At 74.3% G+C, this 12,964-nt stretch carries 18 protein-coding genes; 2 read left to right on the forward strand and 16 right to left on the reverse strand.

The genetic code is table 11. The features are described from left to right. Positions 1 to 15 precede the first annotated feature (15 nt). Together ACRB68_RS23920 and ACRB68_RS23925 are read right to left on the reverse strand one after the other, a co-directional pair. Positions 16 to 426, reverse strand: a complete 411-nt coding sequence (locus ACRB68_RS23920) for a hypothetical protein (RefSeq protein ID WP_153536107.1) — start codon at positions 424 to 426, stop codon at positions 16 to 18. 119 nt (positions 427 to 545) lie between these two features. Then, positions 546 to 1,730 carry a serine hydrolase domain-containing protein gene (locus ACRB68_RS23925; RefSeq protein ID WP_153536109.1) on the reverse strand — a complete coding sequence of 395 codons (1,185 nt, stop codon included), beginning with the start codon at positions 1,728 to 1,730 and terminating at the stop codon, positions 546 to 548. Positions 1,731 to 1,823: 93 nt separating this feature from the next. On the opposite strand from ACRB68_RS23925, the gene ACRB68_RS23930 reads away from it, so the two are divergent. Further along, complete coding sequence (locus ACRB68_RS23930; protein WP_328594677.1) at positions 1,824 to 2,510, forward strand: TetR/AcrR family transcriptional regulator; 687 nt, start codon at positions 1,824 to 1,826, stop codon at positions 2,508 to 2,510. 46 nt (positions 2,511 to 2,556) lie between these two features. On the opposite strand, the gene pgm is transcribed toward ACRB68_RS23930, so the two are convergent. The 3 genes from pgm to ACRB68_RS23945 all read right to left on the reverse strand — a co-directional run bounded on the left by pgm (position 2,557) and on the right by ACRB68_RS23945 (position 6,029). Beyond that, a complete protein-coding gene (gene pgm / locus ACRB68_RS23935; RefSeq protein WP_153536111.1) occupies positions 2,557 to 4,188 on the reverse strand; it encodes a phosphoglucomutase (alpha-D-glucose-1,6-bisphosphate-dependent) in 1,632 nt (543 codons plus the stop codon). A gap of 93 nt (positions 4,189 to 4,281) precedes the next feature. Beyond that, entirely contained in the window at positions 4,282 to 4,731 is a 450-nt protein-coding gene (locus tag ACRB68_RS23940) for a winged helix-turn-helix transcriptional regulator (protein WP_153536113.1), read from the reverse strand. Positions 4,732 to 4,865: 134 nt separating this feature from the next. Continuing rightward, on the reverse strand, positions 4,866 to 6,029 hold the full coding sequence (locus ACRB68_RS23945; protein WP_153536115.1) for a thiolase family protein: 1,164 nt from the start codon (positions 6,027 to 6,029) through the stop codon (positions 4,866 to 4,868). A gap of 107 nt (positions 6,030 to 6,136) precedes the next feature. Between ACRB68_RS23945 and ACRB68_RS23950 the strand changes: the two genes are divergently transcribed. Next, the gene (locus tag ACRB68_RS23950; protein WP_207709804.1) at positions 6,137 to 6,862 is read left to right on the forward strand and encodes an SAM-dependent methyltransferase; all 726 of its coding nucleotides are present in this window, start codon (positions 6,137 to 6,139) and stop codon (positions 6,860 to 6,862) included. 274 nt (positions 6,863 to 7,136) lie between these two features. On the opposite strand, the gene amaP is transcribed toward ACRB68_RS23950, so the two are convergent. The 11 genes from amaP to purU form a co-directional block, all read right to left on the reverse strand. Continuing rightward, a complete protein-coding gene (gene amaP, locus ACRB68_RS23955) occupies positions 7,137 to 7,718 on the reverse strand; it encodes an alkaline shock response membrane anchor protein AmaP (RefSeq protein WP_153536119.1) in 582 nt (193 codons plus the stop codon). A 1-nt stretch (position 7,719) separates the two neighbouring features. After that, complete coding sequence (locus ACRB68_RS23960) at positions 7,720 to 8,340, reverse strand: DUF6286 domain-containing protein (RefSeq protein WP_153536121.1); 621 nt, start codon at positions 8,338 to 8,340, stop codon at positions 7,720 to 7,722. Next, on the reverse strand, positions 8,340 to 8,711 hold the full coding sequence (locus tag ACRB68_RS23965) for an Asp23/Gls24 family envelope stress response protein (protein ID WP_153536123.1): 372 nt from the start codon (positions 8,709 to 8,711) through the stop codon (positions 8,340 to 8,342). The genes ACRB68_RS23960 and ACRB68_RS23965 overlap by 1 nt, the downstream gene beginning before the upstream one ends. Then, positions 8,708 to 8,905: a hypothetical protein gene (locus tag ACRB68_RS23970; protein ID WP_153536125.1), complete on the reverse strand. Its 198-nt coding sequence runs from the start codon at positions 8,903 to 8,905 to the stop codon at positions 8,708 to 8,710. Before ACRB68_RS23970 ends, ACRB68_RS23965 begins: the two co-directional genes overlap by 4 nt. 26 nt (positions 8,906 to 8,931) lie before the next feature. Beyond that, positions 8,932 to 9,183, reverse strand: coding sequence for a hypothetical protein (locus ACRB68_RS23975; protein ID WP_153536127.1), 252 nt, complete (start codon positions 9,181 to 9,183; stop codon positions 8,932 to 8,934). Next, positions 9,170 to 9,553, reverse strand: coding sequence for a hypothetical protein (locus ACRB68_RS41500; protein WP_235959868.1), 384 nt, complete (start codon positions 9,551 to 9,553; stop codon positions 9,170 to 9,172). The genes ACRB68_RS23975 and ACRB68_RS41500 overlap by 14 nt, the downstream gene beginning before the upstream one ends. Positions 9,554 to 9,558: 5 nt before the next feature. Next, entirely contained in the window at positions 9,559 to 9,993 is a 435-nt protein-coding gene (locus ACRB68_RS23985) for an Asp23/Gls24 family envelope stress response protein (RefSeq protein WP_153537693.1), read from the reverse strand. A gap of 343 nt (positions 9,994 to 10,336) precedes the next feature. Next, entirely contained in the window at positions 10,337 to 10,552 is a 216-nt protein-coding gene (locus ACRB68_RS23990) for a CsbD family protein (protein WP_328594680.1), read from the reverse strand. 76 nt (positions 10,553 to 10,628) lie between these two features. Beyond that, positions 10,629 to 11,165 carry a hypothetical protein gene (locus ACRB68_RS23995; RefSeq protein ID WP_153536129.1) on the reverse strand — a complete coding sequence of 179 codons (537 nt, stop codon included), beginning with the start codon at positions 11,163 to 11,165 and terminating at the stop codon, positions 10,629 to 10,631. Positions 11,166 to 11,167: 2 nt separating this feature from the next. Then, complete coding sequence (locus tag ACRB68_RS24000; protein ID WP_153536131.1) at positions 11,168 to 11,776, reverse strand: DUF6286 domain-containing protein; 609 nt, start codon at positions 11,774 to 11,776, stop codon at positions 11,168 to 11,170. A gap of 102 nt (positions 11,777 to 11,878) precedes the next feature. Next, the gene (gene purU, locus ACRB68_RS24005) at positions 11,879 to 12,727 is read right to left on the reverse strand and encodes a formyltetrahydrofolate deformylase (RefSeq protein WP_407924306.1); all 849 of its coding nucleotides are present in this window, start codon (positions 12,725 to 12,727) and stop codon (positions 11,879 to 11,881) included. Positions 12,728 to 12,964: the final 237 nt, after the last annotated feature.

Raw genomic sequence — 12,964 nt, forward strand, 5'->3', positions numbered from 1 at the left:
GTGGCGGGCCGGGGCCTACGCCCGGACCATCGTCGACCGGTAGCCGCCGCCCGGCCACTCCCAGGCGCCGGTGTTGGCGGTGCGGTCCTCGTTGAACCGGCCGGTGTAGCGGGCGGGCGAGTCCGTGCCGCCGTACCAGATCGTCAGGGTGTCGCCCTCGACCTGCCAGGTGTACTCCAGGATCTCCGGGGAGTTGCCGAACAGGTGCGACTTCAGGGTGCCGGTCTCCGCGTCGTGGCCGATGTACTCCACGGCATCGGTGTCGCCCAGGTCGATCTTCTGGACCAGGAAGAAGCCGCCTTCCAGCCACGCGAAGCTCACCGTGCCCTCTTCGGTCTTTCCGTCGGCGTCGGTGGTGGTCACCTTCCAGGTGCCGACGAGGACGTCCAGCTGCCGCAGGGAGGGGTCGGGGGTCTTGTCGGCCATGGCGGCTTCCCTTCGGGTCGGCGTACAAGGGGAGCAAAACATCTTCCGCGCCCCGATGCACGCCTTGATCCCCCCGCGTCGCGCCCCGTCCCGGGAGGGACGGGGCGCGGGCGGGCGGGTCAGCGGCGGCGGGCCACCGCGTCCGCCACGGCGCGGAAGGCGGGGAGCGCCTCGGCCATGTTGGCGTCGGAGTTGAGGTCCTGGCTGGTCTTGACGATGACGACCCGGTCCTTGGGCGAGACGTAGACGTACTGCCCGAGGATGCCGACAGCGCTGTAGTCGCCGCGGTCCCCGTCGCCGCGCCACCACTGGTAGCCGTACCCGTAGGCGCTGTCGGAGCTGCCCGGGTTGTCGGGCTCCAGGTGGCCGGGCTGCAGGTAGGGCTCGGTGCTGTGGGTGGAGTCCCGCACCCAGGAGGAGGGGATGACCTGGCGGCCGCCCGCGCGGCCGTCGCGCAGGTAGAGCAGGCCGAAGCGGGCGAAGTCGCGGACGGTGGCGTGGTAGCAGCAGTAGCCGATGTCGCTGCCCGTGTAGTCGTGGCCCATGAGCATCGGCGTCTCCATGCCGGCCGGGCGCCAGATCCGGTCCTGGACGTAGGCCGACAGCTGCCGCCCGGTCGCCTTGGCCACGACCCAGCCGAGCACGAAGGTGTTCATCGAGTCGTAGTTCCACCGGGTGCCCGGCGGCCGCTCGCGCTCCGCCTCGCGGGCCTGCGCGGTGAGCGGCGCGCCGAGGACCATGCGGATGGTCGTGGCGGTCGAGCCCTTGGTGGGGTCGGCGTAGTCGGTCTCGTCGTACTTGTGGCCGGACGCCATGTGCAGCACGTCCCGGATGCTGACGCCGTCGTAGCCGGTGCCGCGCAGCTCGGGGACGTACCGGGTCACCGGGTCGGCGACCGAGCGGATGCGGCCGTCGGCGATGGCCGCGCCGACGGCGGTGGCGGTGATGGACTTGCCGACCGACCAGGAGTTGAACCGGCTGGCGGCGTTGTAGCCGGAGAAGTAGCGCTCGTCGACGATCGCGTTGTCGCGCAGGACCAGGTAGCCGAGCGTCGAGGAGCGGGCCAGGAAGTCGCGCACGGTTCGGGTCTTGCCCCGGTAGGTGTAGCTCGCGTCGAGCTCGCGGGCCTGCGGGACCAGCGGTTCGGGGTGGGCGGCGGGCGCGATCGTGGTCGTCGGGTAGAAGGGCACGTGGGGCAGGAGCGGCAGCGGCAGCGGGCCGTCGTCGGCCTTGGCCGGGGCGGACAGCGCGGCGGTCAGCAGCAGGGCCGTGGTGGCCGCCGCCGTCAGGCTTCGCTTGGGCATCGGAACTCCGTCCGTTGGGGGGTACCCCGCATGAAACAACTGAGCACCATTGGTGTCAACAGTGGTGCTTAGCTTTCTCGATAGGCTGGTGCGGTGACGGATCCAGCTCCCGCTCCAGCGCGCCGGCGCCGCTCCCTGGGCTTTCTCACCCCCGGGCTCATCGTGGACACCGCCATGGCGATCATGGAGCGGGACGGCGCGGACTCGCTGACCTTCCGGCGGCTCGGCACCGAGCTCGGCGTGGACCACACCGCCGTGCTGCGGCACTTCGGCGACAAGGACGACCTGCTGCTCGCCGTCACCGACCGCCTCCTGGCCGAGTCGCTGGACGGCTTCGCCCCCTCCCCCGAGTGGCGCCGCACGCTGACCGACCTGGCCCGGCGGGTGCGCCGGGCCTGCCGCGTCCACCCCCACGCGGCGGCCCTGGTCGCCGGCCGCACCGCCCGCCGCGACGCCGAGTTCGCCGGGGCCGAGATCGTGATCGGCGCGCTGCGGCAGGCCGGCCTGCACGGCCGCGAGGCCGCCTCCTGCTACCGGGCGCTGGTCGACGTCGCGCTGGCCTACTCGGCCTTCGAGGCGGTCCAGCTGACGCTGCCCGCGGCCGCCGCGGCGGGCGACCGCCGCGCCTGGAGCCGGGAGTACCTGGCGCTGCCCCCCGAGCACTACCCCAACATCGCCTCGGTCGCCCCCCACCTGCCCGAGGTGGACGCCGAGGACCAGTTCGAGGTCGCCCTGGAGCTGTTCCTGGACGCCGTCGAACTGCGCGCCCGCCGCGCCTGACCCTTACGGACGGAGCGGCCCGGCCCGCAGGGCCTGCTGAGCCGTCTCAGGACAGGGCGGCGTTGACCAGGGCGCGGGCCTCTTCCTGGACGGTTTCGAGGTGGTCCGGCCCCTGGAAGGACTCGGCGTAGATCTTGTAGACGTCCTCGGTGCCCGACGGGCGGGCCGCGAACCAGGACGACTCGGTCGTCACCTTGATGCCGCCGATGGGGGCGTCGTTGCCCGGGGCCTTGGTGAGGACGGCGGTGATCGGCTCGCCGGCGAGGGTGTCCGCGGTGACCTGGGACGGCGACAGCTTCTTCAGGACCGCCTTCTCCTCGGGCGTCGCCGGGGCGTCCACGCGGGCGTAGGCCGGGTCGCCGTAGCGTTCGGTGAGGGCGGCGTAGCGGCGGCTCGGGGACTCGCCGGTGACGGCGAGGATCTCCGAGGCGAGCAGGGCGAGGATGATGCCGTCCTTGTCGGTCGTCCACGCCGAGCCGTCGCGGCGCAGGAAGGACGCCCCCGCGCTCTCCTCGCCGCCGAAGCCGAGCGAGCCGTCCAGCAGGCCCGGGACGAACCACTTGAAACCGACCGGCACCTCGACCAGGCGGCGCCCGAGCCCGGCCGCGACCCGGTCGATCATGCCGCTGGAGACCAGGGTCTTGCCGACCCCGGCGCCGCCGGGCCAGCCGTCGCGGTGCTCGTACAGGTAGGCGATGGCGGTGGCCAGGAAGTGGTTGGGGTTCATCAGGCCCGCGTCGGGGGTGACGATGCCGTGCCGGTCGGCGTCGGCGTCGTTGCCGGTGGCGATGTCGTAGGCCGACCGGTTCTCGATGAGCGAGGCCATCGCGTGCGGCGAGGAGCAGTCCATCCGGATCTTGCCGTCCCAGTCCAGCGTCATGAACCGCCAGGTCGGGTCGGTGTCGGGGTTGACGACGGTGAGGTCCAGCCGGTGCCGCTCGGCGATCGCGGCCCAGTAGGCGACGCTCGCGCCGCCGAGCGGGTCGGCGCCGATGCGCACGCCCGCGCCGCGGATCGCGTCCAGGTCGACGACCGAGCCGAGGTCGTCGACGTAGTGGCCGAGGAAGTCGTGGCGGCCGGCGAGGGTCAGCGCCCGCTCGTAGGGGACGCGGCGGACGTCCTTCAGCCCGCCCTCGATGATCGCGTTGGCGCGGTCCTGGATCCAGGTCGTCGCCTCGGTGCCGGCCGGGCCGCCGTCCGGCGGGTTGTACTTGAAGCCGCCGTCGCGCGGCGGGTTGTGCGACGGCGTCACCACGACGCCGTCGGCGCGGCCGGAGTCGCGGCCGCGGTTGTGGGTGAGGATGGCGTGCGAGACGGCCGGGGTGGGGGTGTACCCGTCCCGCGAGTCGACCAGCACCCGCACGTCGTTGGCGGTGAACACCTCCAGCGCCGACGCCTGCGCGGGCGCCGACAGGGCGTGGGTGTCGGCGCCGAGGAACAGCGGCCCGGTGGTGCCCTGCGCGGCGCGGTACTCGCAGATCGCCTGGCTGGTGGCCAGGATGTGGTCCTCGTTGAACGCCGCGTCCAGCGCCGAGCCGCGGTGCCCGGAGGTGCCGAACGCGACCCGCTGCGCGGCCACCGAGGGGTCGGGCCGCAGGCCGTAGTAGGCCGTGACGAGGCGCGGCACGTCGACCAGGTCGCTCGGGCGCGCGGGCTGCCCGGCACGTGCGTCCACCATGTGAGACTCCTTCGGTTCGCGATCTGGGCTGTCATTCCCCAGGACGCGACCGGGACTCCCGACTTGGCGAAGACTTACCTCACACCACGGGCCTCACACCACGGGCCTCACACCGCGGCCGACCGGATCGTGCACGCCCTGCAGCGCGGGCTCGCCGCAGTGCGCGCAGACGACGGCGGGTTCGAGCAGCTCGCCGCAGCCGTGGTGCCACCGGACGGGCGGGTCGCCCGCGTTCAGGTGCCGGTCGCCCCACTTCATCAGGACGAGCAGCACCTCGCACAGCTCGACGCCCGCCGGCGTCAGGCGGTACTCGTGGCGGGGCGGGTGCTCCTGGTAGAGCTCGCGGCGGACGATCCCGGCGGCCTCCAGCTTGCGCAGCCGGGCGGTGAGGATGTCGCGGGACGCCCCGGTGTTGCGGGCGATGCCGTCGAACCGCCGCACGCCGTGGCTGATCTCCCGGATGGCGAGCAGGCTCCACCGCTCGCCGACCAGGTCCAGGGTGTCGGCGATCGAACAGGGCCGGGGGTCGGCGTCCTTCGGCATGCCCGCAGCCTATCCGCGGTTCGGCGTCGTCCGAGGGGGGACGACCCCCCGCACCCCCCGGCCGGCCTCCGGCCGGTGCCGAACCGTTCGAGGGGGGACGACCCCCCGCACCCCCCGGCCGGCCTCCGGCCGGTTCACAGGCGCTCGATGACGGTCGCGTTCGCCAGCCCGCCCGCCTCGCACATGGTCTGCAGGCCGTAGCGGGCGCCGCGGTCCTCCAGGTTGTGCAGCAGCGTGGTCATCAGCCGGGCGCCGGACGCGCCGAGCGGGTGCCCGATGGCGATGGCGCCGCCGCGCACGTTGACCTTGGCCGGGTCGGCGCCGGTCTCGCGCTGCCAGGCGAGCACGACCGGGGAGAACGCCTCGTTGACCTCGAACAGGTCGATGTCGGCGAGGGACAGGCCGGCGCGGTCCAGCACCCTGGCGGTCGCCGGGATGATCGCGGTGAGCATCAGCAGCGGGTCGTCGCCGACGACGGCGAAGGAGTGGAACCGGGCGCGCGGGCGCAGGCCGAGCCGCTCGGCGACGTCGGCGCCCATCACCAGGACGGCGGCGGCGCCGTCGTTGATCGGCGAGGCGTTGCCCGCGGTGACCTTCCAGCCGATCTCGGGGAACCGCTCGGCCTGGGCGGGGTCGTAGTAGGCGGGGCGGAGGCCGGCCAGGATCTCGGGCGAGGTGCCGGGGCGGACGGTCTCGTCGGGCTGCCCGGCCCAGGCGACCTCGCGGTCGAACTCGCCGTTCTTCCACGCGGCGGCGGCGCGGCGGTGCGACTCGTAGGCGTAGCCGTCGAGCTCCTCGCGCGACAGGTCCCAGCGGGCGGCGATCAGCTCGGCGCTGATGCCCTGCCCGACCAGGCCGCCGGGGTAGCGCTCGCCGACCAGCGGCCCGAACGGGTCGCTGCCGGGCAGCACCGCCGAGCCCATCGGGACGCGCGACATCGACTCCACGCCGCAGCCGATGGCGATGTCGTAGGCGCCGCTGATGACGCCCTGCGCCGCGATGTGCAGGGCCTGCTGGGACGAGCCGCACTGCCGGTCGACGGTCATGGCGGGCACCGACTCGGGGAACCCGGCCGCCAGCACCGCGCTGCGGGTGAGGTTGAGGGCCTGATCGCCGGCCTGGGTGACGACGCCGCCGATCACGTCGTCGATCAGCGCCGGGTCCAGGCCGGCCCGCTCGACGAGGGTCTTCAGGGTGCGGGCGAGCAGGTCGGCGGGGTGCTCCTCGTGCAGCGCCCCGCCCGGCTTGCCCTTGCCGACCGGCGTCCGGACGGCCTCCACGATCACCGCTTCACGCATCACGACCACCTAGGTTGGATTATCCAACTGACTTGCCGCCAGCATGCCCCTGCGCGTTGGAAAAGACAACCCGGCGCCCGGGTGGTCTGCGCCACACAATGGGGACCATGGACGAGGCAGAGCTGTTCGGTGCGGACTACCTGTACTTCTACGCCGACGACGTCGACGGGCGCGCGGCCGCCGAGACCGATCTCATCTGGCGCCTGCTGGAACTCGGCCCCGGCCGCGACGTCCTGGACCTGGCCTGCGGCCACGGCCGGATCGCGAACCGCCTCGCCGAACGGGGCTGCCAGGTCGTCGGGCTGCACTCCTCGCCCCTGTTCCTGGACCGCGCCCGGCGGGACGCCGCCGAACGCGGGGCGGCCGTCGACTACCGCCAGGGCGACATGCGCGATCTGCCGTGGCTGGAGCGGTTCGACGCGATCGTCAGCTGGTTCACCGCGTTCGGCTACTTCGACGACGAGGGGAACCGGTGCGTCCTCGCCCAGGCCGCCGCCGCGCTGCGGCCCGGCGGCCGGTTCCTGCTGGACCTCAACAACCTGGCCTGGACGCTGCGCGAGCGCTCCCCCGTGGTGCCGGTGGCCGAGAAGGGCGACGACCTGGTCGTCGACCGGCCCGTCTGGGACCCGCTCACCGGCCGCGTCCAGGTCGTCCGGACCACCGTGCGCGACGGGCGCGCCCGGCACACGCGCTTCTTCGTGCGGCTCTACACCTTCACCGAGCTGCGCGCCCTGCTGCTCGCGGCGGGCTTCCGGCGGGCCGAGGGGTACGGGGACGGCGGCGGGCCGCTGACCGCGGCGAGCCGCCGCATGATCGTGGTGGCGCACCGGTGAGACCGGCCCCGGACACACCACGGGGACCGGTGGCGGTGCGTGCCACGGGTCCCCGGGTCGGGCCGCTCAGTGGAAGGGGCCCGGATGAACACGTTCGGCTGTTGTCTCACCCCTGTGCATCGAAGGGCTCCGTGATGGAGCCGGCCGGTACTCGTCGAACAAGTAGCAAGTGCGTCCCTCCATCCCCTCGACGTCGGGCGATCACTACGAAGACTAGCCAGCGACGGCCCGGATTTGGCCCGCAGAACCCCCAATAACGGACAAAGGCCGCTGGTTACGCTACGGTGCGGCGCCGCTCCCCGCCCGACACCAGCTGCAGCCGGACCACCGTCGGCAGCGACCGCCGGTCCAGCGCCGTGCAGAGCCGCGTCACCGCCTGGTCGGCGATGCCGCGGCGCAGCCCCTGCAGGTCGGCGCGGCGGTCGTAGGACACGTGCAGGCGCAGCCGCGGCGCGTCCGGCGACCCGACGAGCCGGGCGTGCGCGGCGCGCACCCCCGGGTAGTCCTCGATCTCGGTCTCCAGCGCGTCGGTGACGGCCCGCTCCGACACCCGGGTGCGGCCGTCCGCGGCGTCGGGTTCCAGCGCGAGCCCGGGCAGCCGGTCGGTGCGCGACTGCGCGAGCAGCCAGACGATGCCGAGCAGCGCGGCCACCACCCCGGCCGCCGCGACGGCGTACCAGAACCAGCCGTGCCCGCCCGCGTAGTCGCGCATCGCGCCGGTGATCAGCGCGTCGCGGGAGCGTGCCCCGCCGAACGCGCCGAGCCCGCGGGCGAGCGCGGCGGCGCCGGCCGCCAGCAGCAGGATCCCGAACACGATCAGCCCGAACCGGTTGATCCGGGCGGCTCGTCGGTCCATGTCAGCCTCCCTTGGTCCGCACCTTGACGGTGACGCGGCGCGCGGGCACCGGGCCGAGGTCCGCCAGCCGCTGCCGCACCGCCTCGGTGACCTTGTCCTGCAGCCCCTCGGCCACCCGCAGCGACGTCGCCACCGTCATGGTGATCTTGTGCTTGCCGAGCTTGACCTTGCGCACGTGCCGGACGCCCTCGACCCGCGCGGCGGCGTCGCTCGCGGCGGCCTTCAGGCCGTGCCGGGTGACGCCGATCAGCAGGTCCGGGTCGTCGCCGTGCAGCGGGACCAGCCGGGGCCGGCCCGGCAGCAGCCCGGCGAGCAGGAAGAACGCGCCGACCACCGCCACCGCGGCGGCGATCGTCAGCGGCGCCCAGTCCCGCCAGGCGGTGCCCTGTGCCCAGTGCTCGATGCGCGGGTAAGGGACGATCCGCGCCGGCCGGTCGGCCAGCGCCGTGATCGCCTCCAGCGCGGTGAGCACCCCCGCGGCGGTGAGCAGCAGCGCCGCCAGCAGCGAGGTGAGGATCCGGCGCGGCCGGAACGCGCGCCGCGCGCGCCGGTCGGCGGCGCCGCCGGCCGGCGCGGCGGGCGCGGGCTTGGCGTGCGGGATCGGTCCCGCGTGGGTCGTCATCAGCGCACCTCCGCCCGGGAGCGGCCCGCCAGGCGGGGCCGGGAGGTCCGCTCCAGCGCGCCGACCTCCACGTCCACCTGCCGGACGGTGAAGCCGGTCATCTCCTCCACCCGCTCGCGCACCTGCTCGCGGACGTGCCGGGCGACCTCGCGCACCGGCGCCGGGTAGTCGACCGCCAGCTCGATCCGCGCGGTGACCACGTCGCCGTCCACGTCCACGTCGGTGCGCGCGGCGCGGCGGCCGCCGACCGGGACGCCGAGCATCCGGCGGGCCACGCCGCCGGTCTCGCCGGTCTCGCCGGCGGCCCGGGACGCGATCCGGGCGACGACCCGGTCGGGGATCATGGTCGCCCCGCGCTGCCCGCCGCTCATGGCTTCTTCTGCCCGCCGAGCGAGGCGAACAGCCCGCTCATGTCCAGTTCGCCCTCCATCGCGCGGCCGCCGAGGAAGCCCAGCACGCCGAGCAGCAGGACGATGAGGAAGCCGCCGAACCCGCCGAAGATGCCGGCGAACCCGAGCGCCGTGCCGTATGCGAGCCCTGCCAGGGCCCATGACTTGCCGTTCATCGCTGTCCCCCTTCGTTGCGGCGCCGTCAGCGCAGCCGCCCGGCCCGCCGGCGCCGCTCCCGCCGGCGCCGCAGCGCCGAGAGCGGCCAGCGGCCCCGCCGGACCAGGACGACCTCGCCCGCCGGGCGCGCGGCGCGCCGGCGCCAGTGCTGCAGCCCGGCGGCGAACTCCGCCGGGTCGCCGCCCGCGTCCGGGTGGTGGGCACGCGCCCAGGCCCGGAACGCGGCGCGTTCCGCGGCCGGCCGGGTCCGCGCCGGCCGCCGCTCAGTCACCCGCATCGGTGATGTCCGCGATCAGCACGGTCACCGGCCGCTCCCCCGTCCACGGCCGGACCGCCGTGCGCACCTCGTCGGCGATCTCGGGGAGCGGGCGCCCGAACCGGGCGACCACCCCGATCTCGACCTCGTCCGGGCGGATCGCGACGCCGGTGAGCGGCGGTCCCGGCCGGTAGGTCACCACCTGGTTGTGCGGGCCCGCCGCCAGGGCGGCCACGTCCGGCACGGCGGCCGCCACCCCGGCGACGCGCTCGGCGAGCCGGACGGCCGCGCCCGGGTCGGCCGGTGCCGGGGCCGGCGCGGTGCCGGTCGCCGTACCGGTCGCTGTGTCGGCCACGGTGTCCTCCACGGTGTCGGTCACGGTGACGGTCACGGCGCTCACTGCACCCGTGGCTTGTCCTGCTCGGCCTTCTGCTGGTCGCCGTTCTTGTCGCCGTCGCCGTCGTCGTCGCCGGGCAGGTGGATGTCGTCCACGCTGATGTTCACCTCGACGACCTCCAGGCCGGTCATGTGCTCGACCTCGCCGATGACGTTGTCGCGCACCGCGTTGGCCAGGTCGGGGATGGACACCCCGTAGTCGACGACCAGGTCGATGTCCACGGCCGCCTGCCGCTCGCCGACCTGCACCGACACGCCCTGCGAGACGCTGGACTTCTGTCCCGGCAGCTTCTCCTTGACCGCCCCGAACGTGCGGGACATGCCGCCGCCCATCGCGTGCACGCCGCCGATCTCGCGGGCGGCCATGCCCGAGACCTTGGCCACCACCCCGTCGGCGATCTTGGTCTTGCCGTGGTCGGTGACCAGCTCGCTCATCCCGCTGCCGCTCTTTTGCAGCCCGGACGGCCGGTCGCCGTGGTGCTCGGCCCCCGAGCGCGCGGCCTGGCGCGGCGGCGAGTCGCGCGACGGGTCCTTGGTGGCCTGCGCGGTGGCCGATCCGCTCCCCGGTGTGTTCTGCTGCTCGTGGCTCACGACGATCCCCCCTGCTTGTCCGTGATGTGCCGATCATGCTCGCCCACCGTGACCCCAAAACCACTTTTGCCGACAATATGCAGGTCAATGACGGTATGGCGGTATGCGAAGGGCCGGTGACGCATGCGTCACCGGCCCCCCACCACTCGACCGCTAGGGCGAAGCCCCCGGGCGAACGCGGCCGGAACTACCGGCGGTCGTCGTCCCGGGCACTGTTGAACACGCCCTTGATCTTGTCCGCGGCGGCGCCGGCCTTCTCCTTGGCGTCGTCCACCCGCTCGTTGGCGCGGGCCTTGACCTGGTCGGCCTGGCCCTCGCCCTCGAGCTGGCGGTTGCGCGTGGCCTTGCCCGCGGCCTGCTTGGCCTTGCCCGCGTAGCGGTCGGTCTTGTCACCGATGCTCACAGCTATCCCCCGATGCTGTTCGAGCTGTCAGATACGTAGAGCTACCTACCCAATACGGAACGTCAAAACCATGGATTCAGCGCAGTTTGTCCGACTGTGCCGCCGCCCCGGGCAGCACGTCGAAACGGACGTCGGCCACCAGGCCGTCCAGCCCGGCCGCCGCCCGGTAGCGGTGGACGGGACCCGCGCCGAGCGCCGCGCACACCTCGGCGAGCGGGGCGTCCGGCGGACAGGTGACGGTCAGCAGCAGCCGGGGCCGCGCGGCGGGACCGGTGAGGCCCACCCGGACGTCGCGCACGTCCTCCAGCTCCAGCGCCTCCCGGCGCAGGTCGCCGGCGGCGGCGCGGGCGCGCTCGCGGGCCGGGCCGTCCAGCCCGGAGCGGCGGCGGTACCGCACGGCGCGCCACTGCGCCGGCAGCGTCATCGCCGCGGCGACCAGGGCGGTCTCCAGCACCGCCGCGACGACCGGCCAGAACAGCTGGTGCGCCGCGGCGAAGCGGGCCACGGCCGGGGCGAGCAGGGGGACGTCCGCGGTCGGCCCGAGGCCGAGCAGCAGCGTCCCGGCACCCGCCGCCAGCAGGAACGCGCCCGCCGGCACGATGACCGTCCGCATCGTCACTCCCCCCGGCGCCACAGCTCGACCTCGACGGCGAACCGGTGCGCCAGGCCGAGCCGCTCCAGCCGGGCGACGACCGCGAGCCGGATCACCTCGGGGAGGTTCGGGGTGTTGCGGTGGCGGGTGCCGGCGTGCACGCTGACGCGCTCGCGGCGCAGGCCGCGCAGCCGCACCCGGGACCGGTGGACGCCGGGCACCTCGCGCACCGCGTCGTCCAGCGCGCGCAGCAGCGCGGCGCGGCCGATGCCGCCCGCGACCCCTCCGTCGCGGCCGCCGAGCGGGATCACCCGCGACCGGCCGGGCAGCACCGCGGCCAGCAGGCCGAGCCCCGCGACGGCCAGGACCGCGCCGGCCGCCAGCACCGCCGGATCGCCCCAGTGGGTCCGGCGCAGCGCGGCCAGGACGCGGCCGGACGGCAGCGGCTCGCCGGGCAGCCCCGTCATCGTCGTCAGGACCTCCAGCGCGGCCAGCCCGGTCACCACGACGACCAGCACCGTGACGCCGAGCCCGGCCGCCGCGTGTTCCGGCGGCGCTTCCGCGCCGGCCGGCCGGCGCGCCCGCCGGGCCCCGGCCTCCCCGATCGCCTCCGACGCCGGCGAGTCGCTCATCACCCCACCCCCGAGGGGCATCGGCACCCCCGGCAGGACCGTTACCCAGCCCGGGGCAAGGGTCCACCCAAGGCGGCGCAGTGAATCAGGTGGCGCGGCGGGTCAGCGGAAGACGACGGTGCGGTCGTGGTTCAGCAGCACCCGGTGCTCGATGTGCCAGCGGACGGCGCGGGCCAGCGCCAGGCACTCCACGTCGCGGCCGACCGCCACCAGTTCCTCGGCGCTGTGGGCGTGGTCGACGCGGGCGACCTCCTGCTCGATGATCGGGCCCTCGTCCAGGTCGGCCGTCACGTAGTGGGCGGTCGCGCCGATCAGCTTCACGCCGCGCGCGTGCGCCTGGTGGTAGGGGCGCGCGCCCTTGAAGCTCGGCAGGAACGAGTGGTGGATGTTGATGATCCGGCCGGGCAGCTTGGCGCAGAAGTCGTCGGACAGGATCTGCATGTAGCGGGCGAGCACCACCAGGTCGGCGCGGTAGTGCTCGACCAGGGTGAGGATCTCGGCCTCCTGCGCGGCCTTGCCGCCGGGGCCGGCCGGGAGGTGGTGGTAGTCGATCCCGTAGGACTGGGTGAGCGGGCGCAGGTCGGGGTGGTTGGACACCACCGCGACGATCTCGATGTCCAGCAGGCCCGAGCGCTGCCGGTAGAGCAGGTCGTTCAGGCAGTGCCCGCCCTTGGACACCATGATCATGACGCGCTGCTTGGTGGCGCTGTCGTACAGCCGCCACTCCAGCCCGAGCTCGGGCGCGAGCGCGGCGAACGAGTGCCGCAGTTCGGCCTCGTCGGTGTCCGGCAGGGCGGCGAACTGCACCCGCATGAAGAACGTGCCAGTGTCGCGGTCGCTGAACTGCTGGCTCTCCAGGATGTTGCACCCGCGCTCGGCGAGCAGCCCGGAGACCGCCGCGATGATGCCGGGGCGGTCCGGGCAGGAGAGCGTCAGCACGTATTCGGTCACGATGTCACTTTCGGGGTGGGCGGTCACGGTCGCGCTCCGGCCGCCACCGGGATGTGCGGGCCCGCCGTCCGGCGTGCCCGCACCGCCAGGGCATGGCCGTCAGGATGGGATACGAGCTTACGCCCGGTACCCCGCCCGCGCTGCCGCATCCACGCTGTGACGTGCGGCGGAGACCACGCGCCGCAGTGCCACCAAGGGGATCGGACAGGGCGTGCGATCGCCGCCGCGGCGCAGCGG

It is taken from the genome of Actinomadura macrotermitis (assembly GCF_009604375.1).
GTDB classification, from domain to species: Bacteria; Actinomycetota; Actinomycetes; order Streptosporangiales; family Streptosporangiaceae; genus Spirillospora; species Spirillospora macrotermitis.

What these genes read in the sequence shown, in the direction of transcription:
- ACRB68_RS23920 (WP_153536107.1), bottom strand. Translation starts at nt 426, where the DNA reads ATGGCCGACAAGACCCCCGACCCCTCCCTGCGGCAGCTGGACGTCCTC.
- ACRB68_RS23925 (WP_153536109.1), bottom strand. Translation starts at nt 1,730, where the DNA reads ATGCCCAAGCGAAGCCTGACGGCGGCGGCCACCACGGCCCTGCTGCTG.
- pgm (WP_153536111.1), bottom strand. Translation starts at nt 4,188, where the DNA reads ATGGTGGACGCACGTGCCGGGCAGCCCGCGCGCCCGAGCGACCTGGTC.
- ACRB68_RS23940 (WP_153536113.1), bottom strand. Translation starts at nt 4,731, where the DNA reads ATGCCGAAGGACGCCGACCCCCGGCCCTGTTCGATCGCCGACACCCTG.
- ACRB68_RS23945 (WP_153536115.1), bottom strand. Translation starts at nt 6,029, where the DNA reads ATGCGTGAAGCGGTGATCGTGGAGGCCGTCCGGACGCCGGTCGGCAAG.
- ACRB68_RS23950 (WP_207709804.1), top strand. Translation starts at nt 6,137, where the DNA reads ATGGACGAGGCAGAGCTGTTCGGTGCGGACTACCTGTACTTCTACGCC.
- amaP (WP_153536119.1), bottom strand. Translation starts at nt 7,718, where the DNA reads ATGGACCGACGAGCCGCCCGGATCAACCGGTTCGGGCTGATCGTGTTC.
- ACRB68_RS23960 (WP_153536121.1), bottom strand. Translation starts at nt 8,340, where the DNA reads ATGACGACCCACGCGGGACCGATCCCGCACGCCAAGCCCGCGCCCGCC.
- ACRB68_RS23965 (WP_153536123.1), bottom strand. Translation starts at nt 8,711, where the DNA reads ATGAGCGGCGGGCAGCGCGGGGCGACCATGATCCCCGACCGGGTCGTC.
- ACRB68_RS23970 (WP_153536125.1), bottom strand. Translation starts at nt 8,905, where the DNA reads ATGAACGGCAAGTCATGGGCCCTGGCAGGGCTCGCATACGGCACGGCG.
- ACRB68_RS23975 (WP_153536127.1), bottom strand. Translation starts at nt 9,183, where the DNA reads ATGCGGGTGACTGAGCGGCGGCCGGCGCGGACCCGGCCGGCCGCGGAA.
- ACRB68_RS23985 (WP_153537693.1), bottom strand. Translation starts at nt 9,993, where the DNA reads ATGAGCGAGCTGGTCACCGACCACGGCAAGACCAAGATCGCCGACGGG.
- ACRB68_RS23995 (WP_153536129.1), bottom strand. Translation starts at nt 11,165, where the DNA reads ATGCGGACGGTCATCGTGCCGGCGGGCGCGTTCCTGCTGGCGGCGGGT.
- ACRB68_RS24000 (WP_153536131.1), bottom strand. Translation starts at nt 11,776, where the DNA reads ATGAGCGACTCGCCGGCGTCGGAGGCGATCGGGGAGGCCGGGGCCCGG.